This is a genomic window from Pseudomonas sp. YA1 (assembly GCF_058680555.1).
Genome location: NZ_JBZWBG010000009.1, coordinates 40,308 through 52,106, shown reverse-complemented (window position 1 = coordinate 52,106; position 11,799 = coordinate 40,308). Strand labels below are relative to the sequence as shown.

Sequence of the window (11,799 nt, the reverse complement as noted above, 5' to 3'; positions counted from 1 at the left end):
TTCGAATGACGTCAGGCGCGCGCGAGGGTCAGTTCCGGCTGGCTCTCCGTCCCGCGCCGGGCACGGTCGGAAAACAGCAGCGGGGTATCCCCTTCGGCGCCGTAGAGTTCGTTGAGGAAGCCTTCGGAAAGGTGCTCGCTGCTGCCGTCGAAGAGGATCCGGCCGCCCTTCAGGGCCACCGCGCGCGGGCAATAGCGCAACGCGTAGTCGACCTGATGCAGGGTCACCACCACGGTCTTGCCGTCGTGGCGGTTGATGTCGGCGAGGATGTCCATCACCTTGCGCGCCGACTCCGGGTCGAGCGAGGCGATCGGTTCGTCGGCGAGAATCACCTCGGCCTTCTGGGTCAGGGCACGGGCGATGGCCACGCGCTGCTGCTGGCCGCCGGAGAGAGTCGAGGCGCGCTGCCCGGCGAAATCGGCCAGGCCGACCCGCGCCAGCGCTTCCAGGGCCTGGCGCTTCTGCTCGGCGCTGAACAGCCCCAGCGAACCGCGCCAGCGCGGCATGCGACCGAGGAAGCCGAGCAGGACGTTGTCCAGCACGCTGAGGCGGTTGACCAGGTTGAACTGCTGGAAGATGTAGCCGATGTCGGCGCGCAGGCGGCGCACTTCGCCGCTCAGGCGACCGGACGCCTGCAGGCGGCGACCCAGCACGTCGATGCTGCCGCCGTTGTCGCGGTCGCAGCGGGCGAGCCCGGCGACGTGACGCAGGAGCGTGGATTTGCCGGAGCCGGATGCACCGATCAACGCCACCATCTCGCCCGCCTGGATCTCCAGCTTCAGGTTGAAAAGCGCCTGCTTGCGGGCAAAGGTCTTGTTCAGGCTGTCGACACGGATCACCGCGCTCATCGTTCTCCCCTCCAATCGGTTGCACGAAGACGCCAGCGGCGCCATCTGGTGTAGACCAAGATAGGAGGAGACTGTGTCAGACCGGTGAAGTGACGATGACAGTCGAGTGACAATCCATTGAACGACCGGTGGTCAGAAGGCCATCATCTAACCCCAGTAAAAAACTAGGCTTTTGTTGAATCGCTCGCATTTCAGATAGCTGGTACTGGCAAAACGCCGTCACGCAACGCACAATTGACGTCAACTAATTGTTGTTTCCGAAATAACAGACTGAACGGCTGGCGGAAATCGTGGTCATAGGCCCGAGAACAATGAACGCTTCCTCGGCACCGCTTTTCCCTGACTCTACAGGTTCAATGTATGCGCCCACTGAAACAGGCAACTCCTACCTACTCCAGCCGTACCGCTGACAAATTCGTCGTTCGTCTGCCCGAGGGCATGCGTGAGCAGATCGCAGAAGTCGCTCGCAGCCATCACCGCAGCATGAACTCCGAGATCATCGCCCGACTCGAGCAGAGCCTGCTCCAGGAAGGGGCGCTGCAAGACAATCTCGGTGTTCGCCTGGACAGCCCGGAACTCAGCCTGCACGAGCGCGAGCTGCTGCAGCGTTTCCGCCAGCTGACCCACCGTCAGCAGAACGCGCTGGTCGCCCTGATCGCACACGATGCGGAGCTGGCTCAGGCCTGAGCGCCGAAGCCCACGCGTAGCGCTTGAAATGGCCGGCATTCGCCGGCTTTTTCTTTATGGATGGCCAAACCATGGGCGAGTAACCGCAAGGCGGTTATCCGCCGGCCCCTGTAGCGGTGGCGTTATCCCTCCAACGCCACGAGGGAGAGCCGAATGAGCTATCGCCTGGCCGCCGATGCCCTGGTCTGGCTGCACCTGGGCTTCATCCTGTTCGTCCTGTTCGGCGGCCTGCTGCCGTTGCGTTGGCCACGCCTGGCCTGGCTGCACCTGCCGGCGGTGGCCTGGGGCTGCGCCGTTGAGTTCCTCGGCCTGCCCTGTCCGCTGACCCCGCTGGAGAATCGTCTGCGCCGGGCCGCCGGGGACGCCGGCTACAGCGGCGGCTTCGTCGAGCACTACCTGTTGCCGCTGATCTATCCCGCCGGCCTGACCCCGGCGGTGCAATGGATCCTTGGCGCCATCGTTCTGCTGGTCAACCTGATCGCCTACCTGTATCTGTGGCATCGCCGCGGTAGCCGCTGAGCCACGGATGCCACGTCATTCCGTATCTGGATAGTGCTGCGCCGGCAGCGAGGCGAATCGTAGGCTGGTCTCCCCTGCCCAGCCCGGAGTGTTTCCCATGCATCCCTATTTCAGCCTCGCCGGCCGCGTCGCCCTGGTCACCGGCGGCAGCCGCGGCATCGGCCAGATGATCGCCCAGGGTCTTCTCGAAGCCGGCGCCCGCGTCTTCATCTGCGCACGTGACGCAGAGGCCTGCGCCGACACCGCCACACGCCTCTCGGCCTACGGCGATTGCCAGGCGATCCCTGCCGACCTTTCCAGCGAAGCCGGTGCCCGGCGCCTGGCGCAGGCGCTCGGCGAACTCAGCGCGCGGCTGGATATCCTGGTGAACAACGCCGGCACCAGTTGGGGCGCAGCGCTGGAAAGCTATCCGGTGTCCGGCTGGGAAAAGGTCATGCAGCTCAATGTCACCTCGGTGTTTTCCTGCATCCAGCAACTGCTGCCGCTGCTGCGCCGCTCGGCCAGCGCGGAAAATCCGGCGCGGGTGATCAACATCGGCTCGGTGGCGGGCATCAGCGCCATGGGCGAACAAGCCTATGCCTACGGGCCGAGCAAGGCCGCGCTGCATCAACTGTCGCGGATGCTGGCGAAGGAACTGGTCGGCGAGCACATCAATGTCAACGTGATCGCTCCCGGACGCTTCCCGAGCCGCATGACCCGTCACATCGCCAATGACCCGCAGGCACTGGAGGCGGACAGCACGTCGATTCCCATGGGCCGCTGGGGTCGCCCGGAGGAGATGGCGGCGCTGGCGATCAGCCTGGCCGGCACCGCCGGCGCCTACATGACCGGCAACGTGATCCCCATCGACGGCGGTTTTCATCTCTGAGCGCCGCCAATCCGGGTAACATGACGCCCCCGACCGCTCGCCTCGTCCCGCCATGACCCACAGCGTTTCTCCCATCGGCTACATCCGCTCCTGCTTCATGGAGAAGTTCGCCATCCCGCGCCAGCCGCTGCTCGCGCCGGCGGCGCGGGGGACCCTGGAACTGCTGCCGCCGTTCGACCAGGCGGAAGCGCTGGAAGGCCTGGAGCAGGTCAGCCATGTCTGGCTGCTGTTCCTCTTCCACCAGGCCCTGGAAGACAAGCCGCGGCTGAAGGTGCGCCCGCCGCGCCTGGGCGGCAACCGCTCGCTGGGAGTCTTCGCCACCCGCGCCACCCATCGGCCGAACGGCATCGGCCAGTCGGTGGTGCGCCTGGAGGGCTTCGAAGCGGGGCGCCTGTGGCTGTCCGGGATCGACCTGCTCGACGGCACCCCGGTACTCGATATCAAGCCCTACGTACCCTACGCCGACGCCGTGGCCGACGCCCGCAACGGCATCGCCGACGCGCCGCCGCCGGGCATCGCGGTGGAGTGGAGCGAGCAGGCGCGGCGCCAGGCCCATGAGCACGGCCAGCGGTTGCGGCAACCGGTGGCCGAGCTGATCGAGCAATGCCTGGCCCAGGACCCGCGTCCGGCCTACCAGAAGCCGGAGCCCGGGCGCCGCTACGGGGTGCGCCTGTGGGACCTCGACGTGCATTGGCACTACCCGCGCCCGGACCTGATCCGCGTGCTGGACGTCGCCCGCGGCGACTGAGCCTTCTCAGCGCAGCGGATTGAGCGCCAGCGCGTCGCTTTCGAAGACTTCCTGTTCGAGGATCAGCGGCTCGACCAACGGCCGGCTGTCGCGGAAATGCGCGGTGCGGGTGTGCGCCTCGTAGGCCGCGTCATCGCGATAGATCTCGTAGAGATAGACCAGGTCAGGGTCCTGTCGGTCGCGGGAAACGTCGAACACCAGGCAGCCGGGCTCGGTGGACACGGAAGCGGCGGCGTTGACCTGGATGGCATCGATGAAAGCCTCGGCGCAGCCGGGCCTGAGGCGGGTCTTGATAAAGATGCAGTACACGGAAACTTCCTTTTGTTTTAGATTTACAAAATTATTGTATACAAAAAAGGAAGCAAGCCCATGTCCGACCGCCCTGCCCGCCCCTCCCGTCTCAACGGCCTGCGTCACCTCGCCCTGCTGGTACCCAACCTGGAAGAATGCGAGCGCTTCTATGTCGACGTGCTGGGCATGGAAGTGCTGAACCGCGCCAACGAAGACCTGGTGTATCTCACCTGCGGCAACGACAACCTTTCCCTCGGCCGCGCCCACGCCGCCAGCAACGGCCTGCAGACCATGGATCACTATGGCTTCGTCGTCGACAGCGTGGAGGAACTGGAGGCCTGGTACCGTTACCTGAAGGCGCTGGGCGTGACCCTGCTCGACCAACCCTTCGACCACGGCGACGGCGCGCGCAGCTTCCACCTGCTCGACCCGGCGGGCAACAAGGTGCAGCCGCTGTACCATCCGGCGGTATCCGGGCAGCGCCTGGCCTGAGCCTCGGGCAGCCCTCTCCCCCTCTCCCTGAAGGGAGAGGGGCGACTCGGTACACTCAGTGCCAGCAACCTCGCTGGCTCCTCATCTCCACTTCTTGACTTTCATCAAGCGCGTTCCGCCCCCGCTCCTCCTAGCATCCGGCAACGGAAGCGATTCCACCGCCAGGCGCAGACCCCACCGCAGCGCGGCGTCCCTTTTTTCGCCGGTAGCCAGTAGTAGATGGAACCTATGCGCGCCCTTCGTTTTTCCGCCGGATCGTGGCGGTGTGTCTTCGCCTGGATGCTCCTGCTGGTCGGCCTCGCCGCCCAGGGTGCCGAACTCAGCGAGCTGGAGCGCCTGCGCATCGCCCAGGTATTCCCCGCGGTCGAGCGGATCGGCGACCCCGAAGGCGACTACGGCGTACGCCGCCTGAGCAAGGGCGAGGAAACCCTCGGCTACGCCTTCCAGACCCTCAGCGTCACCGACATCCCGGCCTATTCCGGCAAGCCGATCAACCTGCAGGTGATCCTCGATCCGCAGGCGGTTATCCGCGACGCCTACGTCCTCGAACACCACGAACCGATCCTGCTGATCGGCATCCCGGAAGAGAAGCTGCACGCCTTCAGCGCCAGGTACGACGGCGTGCGCGCCGACCAGCGGGTGGTGGTCGGCCGCTCCAGCGACCCGCAGGCGGTTACCGTCGACGCGGTGAGCGGCGCCACGGTGACGGTGATGGTGGTCAACGAGGTCGTCATGCGCGCCGCACATACGGTGGCGGTTTCCCTCGGCCTGATCGAGGACCGCGGCAATGTGCGGCCCAAGCCGGCGCAGGTGCGCCAGCAACCGGCAGCGACGGCGAGCTGGAGCGAATTGCTCGGCAACGGCGCGATCCGCCGCCTGCAGTTGAGTCGCGGGCAGATCGACGACGCCTTCAAGGGCAGCGAGGCCGAAGGCATCGGCGAAGCCGACGCGGCGCACCGCGACGAGCCGTTCATCGATCTCTACAGCGCCCTGCTCAACCCTCCCGCGGCGGGCCGCAGCCTGCTCGGCGACAACCAGTACCGCGAACTGATGGCGTCGCTGAAGCCAGGCGAATACGCCTTAGTCGTGCTCGGCGACGGCGAGTATTCCTTCAAGGGTTCCGGCTACGTGCGCGGCGGCATCTTCGATCGGGTCCAACTGCGCCAGTTCGGCGACATCATCAGCTTCCGCGACCTCGACTACCAGCGCCTGTCGGACGTCTACGCCGAAGGCATGCCGCAGTTCCGCGAGATGGCGATCTTCGTCGCCCGCGCCAGCCAGCGTTTCGATCCGGGCTCGCCCTGGACCCTGGAGTTGCTGGTGCGGCGCCAGACCGGCCCGGTGGCGGGGGTATTCACCAGCTTCGAGCTGGCCTGCCAGACGCCCGAGGAATACCTGGAGCGGCCGCAGCCAACGGCCGAGGAACTGGCCGCCCTGGAAGAGGCTGCCCGGCCGCTGTGGCTGCGGGTCTGGTACCAGAAGAGTTTCCAGATCGGGGTCCTCTGTACCGCCCTCGTCCTGCTCCTGGCGATCCTCTTCCTCCAGGACCGCCTGGTGCGACGGCCGCGCCTGATGCAGCGACTGCGCACCGGCTACCTGGCGTTCACCCTGGTCTACCTGGGCTGGTACAGCCTCGGCCAGCTATCGGTGGTCAACGTGCTGACCTTCGTCCACGCGCTGTTCGAAGGCTTCCGCTGGGAGCTGTTCCTCAGCGACCCGCTGCTGTTCATCCTCTGGACCTTCACCGCAGCCAGCCTGCTGCTCTGGGGCCGCGGCGTGTTCTGCGGCTGGCTGTGCCCGTTCGGTGCGCTACAGGAACTGCTCAACGAACTCGCGCGCAAGCTCCGTGTGCCGCAGTTCCAGGTGCCGTTCGCCGTGCACGAGCGGCTCTGGGCGATCAAGTACATCATCCTGCTGGTGCTCTTCGGTCTCTCCCTGGAATCCCTGGCGCTGGCCGAGCAGGCCGCGGAGGTGGAGCCGTTCAAGACCGCCATCACCCTCGGCTTCGACCGCCAGTGGTGGTTCGTCGCCTACGCCGTCGCGCTGCTGGTGGTCAACCTGTTCACCCGCAAGGTCTATTGCCGCTACCTCTGCCCGCTGGGCGCGGCCCTGGCGATCCCGGCCAAGGCGCGCCTGTTCGACTGGCTCAAGCGCCGTGCGGAATGCGGCAGGCCCTGCCAGCTCTGTGCCCGCGAATGCGAGATCCAGGCGATCCATCCGGACGGCCGCATCGAGGCCAACGAATGCCACTACTGCCTCGACTGCCAGATGACCTACCACGACCAGGACAAGTGCCCGCCGCTGGTGAACAAGCGCAAGAAGCGCGCGAAGAGCGCGCCGGCGGACAACGCGCGAATACCCGCGGAGAACCTCTGACCTGGCTCCCTTTCCCCTGACTGCCCTTGAGGACGACACGAGATGAGCGACGACACGAAAAGCCCCCACGAAGAAACCCACGGCCTGAACCGCCGCGGCTTCCTCGGCGCCTCGGCGCTGACCGGAGCCGCCGCCCTGGTTGGCGCCAGCGCCCTGGGCAGCGCGGTGGTCGGCCGCGAGGCCCGGGCCGCGGGCAAGGGCGAGCGCAGCAAGGCCGAGGTCGCCCCCGGCGAACTGGATGAGTACTACGGGTTCTGGAGCGGCGGACATTCCGGCGAAGTACGCGTGCTCGGCGTGCCGTCGATGCGCGAGCTGATGCGCATACCGGTGTTCAACGTCGACTCGGCCACCGGCTGGGGCCTGACCAACGAGAGCAAGCGGGTCCTCGGCGACGGCGCGCGCTTCCTCAACGGCGACTGCCACCATCCGCACATCTCGATGACCGACGGCAAGTACGACGGCAAGTACCTGTTCATCAACGACAAGGCCAACAGCCGGGTCGCGCGCATCCGCCTGGACGTCATGAAATGCGACCGCATCGTCACCATTCCCAACGTCCAGGCGATCCACGGCCTGCGCCTGCAAAAGGTGCCGCATACCCGCTACGTGTTCTGCAACGCCGAGTTCATCATCCCCCATCCCAACGACGGCTCGACCTTCGACCTGTCCGGCGACAACGCCTTCACCCTGTACAACGCCATCGACGCCGAGACCATGGAAGTGGCCTGGCAGGTGATCGTCGACGGCAACCTCGACAACACCGACATGGACTACAGCGGCAGGTTCGCCGCCTCCACCTGCTACAACTCGGAAAAGGCCGTCGACCTCGGCGGCATGATGCGCAACGAGCGCGACTGGGTGGTGGTGTTCGACATCCCGCGCATCGAGGCCGAGATCAAGGCCAGGCGCTTCGTCACCCTCGGCGACTCGAAGGTGCCGGTGGTCGACGGCCGGCGCAAGGACGGCAAGGACAGCCCGGTGACCCGCTACATCCCGGTACCGAAGAACCCCCACGGGCTGAACACCTCGCCGGACGGCAAGTACTTCATCGCCAACGGCAAGCTCTCGCCGACCTGCACCATGATCGCCATCGAGCGCCTCGGCGACCTGTTCGCCGGCAAGCTGGCCGACCCGCGCGACGTGGTGGTGGGCGAGCCGGAACTGGGCCTCGGCCCGCTGCACACCACTTTCGATGGCCGAGGCAACGCCTATACCACGCTGTTCATCGACAGCCAGTTGGTGAAGTGGAACCTGGCCGACGCGGTGCGCGCCTACAAGGGCGAGAAGGTCGACTACATCCGCCAGAAGCTCGACGTGCAGTACCAGCCGGGGCACAACCACGCCACTCTGTGCGAGACCAGCGAAGCCGACGGCAAGTGGATCGTGGTGCTCAGCAAGTTCTCCAAGGACCGCTTCCTGCCCACCGGTCCGCTGCACCCGGAGAACGACCAGTTGATCGACATTTCCGGCGAGGAAATGAAGCTGGTCCACGACGGCCCGACCTTCGCCGAACCGCACGATTGCATCCTCGCCCGCCGCGACCAGATCAAGACCCGCAAGATCTGGGACCGCAAGGACCCGTTCTTCGCCGAGACGGTCAAGCGCGCGGAAAAGGACGGCATCGACCTGATGAAGGACAACAAGGTCATCCGCGAGGGCAACAAGGTCCGCGTCTACATGGTCTCGATGGCGCCCTCCTTCGGCCTCACCGAGTTCAAGGTGAAGCAGGGCGACGAAGTCACCGTGACCATCACCAACCTCGACGAGATCGAGGACGTGACCCACGGCTTCGTCATGGTCAACCACGGCGTCTGCATGGAGATCAGCCCGCAACAGACCTCGTCGATCACCTTCGTCGCCGATAAGCCCGGGGTGCACTGGTACTACTGCAGCTGGTTCTGCCACGCCCTGCACATGGAAATGTGCGGGCGGATGCTGGTGGAAAAGGCTTGATCCACGCAGCGCGGTCGATGGCCGGGCGCCGGGCGGGGCCGCTCCTCGCCCTGCTCCTGCTCGGCCTCGCCACGGCCCGCGCGGAGCCGGTCGACGGCCTGCCGCTGCGGGCCGACGGCGATGGCCGCTGGAGCCTGGCGGCGGGCCGCTACGCCGGCAACTTCGTCATCGACCGGCCGCTGCACCTACGCTGCGAGGCCGGCGCCGAACTGGACGGCGGCGGCCACGGCAGTCTGCTGACCCTGACCAGCCCCGGGATCACCGTCGAGGGCTGCCGGCTGCGCAACTGGGGGCGCAACCTGACCGAACTCGACGCCGCGATCTTCGTCGGCAAGGCCGCCAGCGGCGCCGTGATCCGCGGCAACGACCTGCGCGGCGCGGGATTCGGCGTCTGGCTCGACGCCACGGTGGGCGCGCAGGTGCTCGACAACCGCATCGAGGGCGACGAAAGCGTGCGCTCCCAGGATCGCGGCAACGGTATCCACCTCTATGCGGTGAAGGACGCTCTGGTCCGCGGCAACCGGGTCAGCCACACCCGCGACGGGGTCTACATCGACACTTCCAACGACAGCAGCATCGAAGCCAACCGCTTCGAGGAGCTGCGCTACGGCGTGCACTACATGTTCACCCACAACAGCCGGGTGACCGACAACCTGACCCGGCGCACCCGCACCGGCTACGCGCTGATGCAGAGCCGCAAGCTGACCGTGACCGGCAACCGCTCCATCGACGACGAGAACTACGGCATCCTGATGAACTACATCACCTACTCGACCCTGGCCGGCAACCGCGTCGAGGGCGTGCGCAGCGGCAGCACCGGCGACGCGATGATTTCCGGCGCCGAGGGCAAGGCGCTGTTCATCTACAACTCGCTGTTCAACCGCATCGAAGGCAACAGCTTCGCCGACAGCGCCCTGGGCATCCACCTCACCGCCGGCTCGGAGGACAATCGCATCGCCGGCAACGCCTTCATAGGCAACCGCCAGCAGGTCAAGTACGTCGCCAGCCGCGAGCAGGAGTGGTCCGCCGACGGCCGCGGCAACTACTGGAGCGACTACCTGGGCTGGGACCGCGACGACGACGGTCTCGGCGACGTCGCCTACGAGCCCAACGACAACGTCGACCGGCTGATCTGGCTGTACCCGCAGGTACGCCTGCTGTTGAACAGCCCGAGCATCGAGCTGCTGCGCTGGGTCCAGCGCGCCTTCCCGGTGGTGCGCTCGCCCGGCGTGCGCGACAGCCATCCGCTGATGCGGATGCCCGCCGCGGAGCCGAGGCCATGAGCCTGGTCGAGATCGACGGCGCGACCCTGCGCTACGGCGCCCTCACCGCCCTGAGCGGGCTCGACCTGCGCTTGGAGCCCGGCGAGGTGCTCGGCCTGCTCGGCCACAACGGCGCCGGCAAGACCACCACCATCAAGCTGGTCCTCGGCCTGCTGGCCCCCAGCGAAGGCCGCGTGCGGGTCCTCGGCCACGATGCGAGGAGCCTGGAGGCGCGCCGCCAGCTCGGCTACCTGCCGGAGAACGTGACCTTCTACCCGCAGCTCAGCGGCGCGGAAACCCTGCGCCACTTCGCCCGCCTCAAGGGCGTGGCGCCGGCCGAAGCCGCGCGCCTGCTGGAACAGGTCGGCCTCGGCCATGCCGCCAGGCGGCGCCTGAAAACCTACTCGAAGGGCATGCGCCAGCGCCTCGGCCTGGCCCAGGCGCTGCTCGGCGAACCGCGCCTGCTGCTGCTCGACGAACCGACGGTGGGCCTCGACCCGCTGGCCACCGTCGAGCTCTACCAATTGCTCGACCGCCTGCGCGGCCAGGGCATCGGGATCGTCCTTTGCTCCCATGTGCTGCCCGGCGTCGAGACGCACATCGACCGCGCCGCGATTCTCGCCGGCGGCCGCCTGCAAGTGGCCGGCAGCCTCGCCGAATTGCGCCGCAAGGCGGCTCTGCCGACCCGCGTGCGCCTGGCCAGCCCGCATAACCCGCAGTGGCTCGAACGCTGGCACCGGGCCGGCCTGGCGGCGCGGAGACTGGACGACCAGCGCATCGAGGTACTGCTGGACGATGCCGAGCGCGACGGCGTGCTGGAAGCGCTGCTGGCCGCGCGCGAGTTCGACCTGGAAATCCTGCCGCCGTCGCTGGAGGACCTCTATCGCCACCACATGTCCCCCGCCCCCGCCGGAGCCACGCCATGCCCGTAGTCTGGACCATCGCCCGCAAGGAACTGGCCGACGGCCTGCGCAATCGCTGGCTGCTGGCGATCAGCCTGCTGTTCGCCCTGCTCTCGGTGGGCATCGCCTGGTTCGGCGCCGCCGCGGCCGGCCAGGTCGGCTTCACCTCGGTGCCGGCGACGGTCGCCAGCCTGACCAGCCTGGCCACCTTCCTGATGCCGCTGATCGCCCTGCTGCTGGCCTACGACGCCATCGTCGGCGAGGAGGAAGGCGGCACCCTGCTGCTGCTCCTGACCTACCCGCTGGGGCGCGGCCAGTTGCTGCTCGGCAAGTTCCTCGGTCACGGCCTGATCCTCGCCCTGGCCACCCTGATCGGCTTCGGCAGCGCGGCGCTGGCGATCCTCGCGCTGGTGCCGGAGGTCGAGGCGGCCATCCTGCTGGGCGCCTTCGGCCGCTTCATGGGTTCCTCGCTGCTGCTCGGCTGCGTGTTCCTCGCCCTGGCCTACGCCCTGAGCAGCCGCGCCAGCGAGAAATCCAGCGCCGCCGGGCAGGCGCTCGGCCTGTGGTTCTTCTTCGTCCTGCTGTTCGACCTGGCCCTGCTGGCGATCCTGGTCCTCAGCCAGGGTCACCTGAGCCCGCGGCTGCTGCCCTGGCTGTTGCTGCTCAACCCGACCGACCTCTACCGGCTGATCAACCTGTCCGGCTTCGACGCGGCCGCCGCCGGCGGGGTGGTTCCCCTGGCCAGCGACCTGCCGGTGTCCGCCAGCGCCCTCTGGCTGGCCCTGGCCCTCTGGGCCGGCGCTGCCCTGGCGCTGGCCCACGGCCTGTTCCGCCGCCGCCCCATCTGACTCAC

General features: G+C 67.3%; 12 protein-coding genes. 10 read left to right on the top strand and 2 right to left on the bottom strand.

The window, feature by feature from the left end; translation table 11 throughout:
- Window positions 1-11: 11 nt before the first annotated feature.
- On the bottom strand, window positions 12-848 hold the full coding sequence (gene phnC, locus AC4OR5_RS14280) for a phosphonate ABC transporter ATP-binding protein (protein WP_023113234.1): 837 nt from the start codon (window positions 846-848) through the stop codon (window positions 12-14).
- Between the two features lie 360 nt (window positions 849-1,208).
- Between phnC and amrZ the strand changes: the two genes are divergently transcribed.
- From amrZ to tsaA, 4 genes are all read left to right on the top strand, one after another.
- The gene (amrZ, locus tag AC4OR5_RS14275) at window positions 1,209-1,535 is read left to right on the top strand and encodes a transcriptional regulator AmrZ (RefSeq protein ID WP_003091802.1); all 327 of its coding nucleotides are present in this window, start codon (window positions 1,209-1,211) and stop codon (window positions 1,533-1,535) included.
- Between the two features lie 153 nt (window positions 1,536-1,688).
- Window positions 1,689-2,054, top strand: coding sequence for a DUF2784 domain-containing protein (locus AC4OR5_RS14270; RefSeq protein WP_023108615.1), 366 nt, complete (start codon window positions 1,689-1,691; stop codon window positions 2,052-2,054).
- Between the two features lie 97 nt (window positions 2,055-2,151).
- Complete coding sequence (gene rhlG, locus AC4OR5_RS14265; RefSeq protein WP_058160056.1) at window positions 2,152-2,922, top strand: 3-oxoacyl-ACP reductase RhlG; 771 nt, start codon at window positions 2,152-2,154, stop codon at window positions 2,920-2,922.
- A gap of 52 nt (window positions 2,923-2,974) precedes the next feature.
- A complete protein-coding gene (gene tsaA, locus AC4OR5_RS14260) occupies window positions 2,975-3,670 on the top strand; it encodes a tRNA (N6-threonylcarbamoyladenosine(37)-N6)-methyltransferase TrmO (RefSeq protein ID WP_003091808.1) in 696 nt (231 codons plus the stop codon).
- A gap of 6 nt (window positions 3,671-3,676) precedes the next feature.
- On the opposite strand, the gene AC4OR5_RS14255 is transcribed toward tsaA, so the two are convergent.
- Window positions 3,677-3,979, bottom strand: coding sequence for a heme-binding protein (locus AC4OR5_RS14255; protein ID WP_003091811.1), 303 nt, complete (start codon window positions 3,977-3,979; stop codon window positions 3,677-3,679).
- Window positions 3,980-4,039: 60 nt separating this feature from the next.
- Here AC4OR5_RS14255 and AC4OR5_RS14250 point away from each other — a divergent pair, with 60 nt between their 5' ends.
- The 6 genes from AC4OR5_RS14250 (at window position 4,040) to AC4OR5_RS14225 (ending at window position 11,794) form a co-directional block, all read left to right on the top strand.
- Window positions 4,040-4,453 (top strand): VOC family protein, encoded by a 414-nt coding sequence (locus AC4OR5_RS14250; protein ID WP_003098688.1) that lies wholly within the window; start codon window positions 4,040-4,042, stop codon window positions 4,451-4,453.
- Between the two features lie 228 nt (window positions 4,454-4,681).
- On the top strand, window positions 4,682-6,829 hold the full coding sequence (gene nosR / locus AC4OR5_RS14245; protein WP_058160057.1) for a transcriptional regulator NosR: 2,148 nt from the start codon (window positions 4,682-4,684) through the stop codon (window positions 6,827-6,829).
- Between the two features lie 42 nt (window positions 6,830-6,871).
- Window positions 6,872-8,782: a TAT-dependent nitrous-oxide reductase gene (gene nosZ / locus AC4OR5_RS14240; protein ID WP_015502559.1), complete on the top strand. Its 1,911-nt coding sequence runs from the start codon at window positions 6,872-6,874 to the stop codon at window positions 8,780-8,782.
- Complete coding sequence (locus AC4OR5_RS14235) at window positions 8,779-10,065, top strand: nitrous oxide reductase family maturation protein NosD (RefSeq protein ID WP_079992401.1); 1,287 nt, start codon at window positions 8,779-8,781, stop codon at window positions 10,063-10,065. Before nosZ ends, AC4OR5_RS14235 begins: the two co-directional genes overlap by 4 nt.
- Complete coding sequence (locus AC4OR5_RS14230; protein WP_003453169.1) at window positions 10,062-10,976, top strand: ABC transporter ATP-binding protein; 915 nt, start codon at window positions 10,062-10,064, stop codon at window positions 10,974-10,976. Before AC4OR5_RS14235 ends, AC4OR5_RS14230 begins: the two co-directional genes overlap by 4 nt.
- On the top strand, window positions 10,967-11,794 hold the full coding sequence (locus AC4OR5_RS14225; protein WP_003113110.1) for an ABC transporter permease: 828 nt from the start codon (window positions 10,967-10,969) through the stop codon (window positions 11,792-11,794). The genes AC4OR5_RS14230 and AC4OR5_RS14225 overlap by 10 nt, the downstream gene beginning before the upstream one ends.
- Window positions 11,795-11,799: the final 5 nt, after the last annotated feature.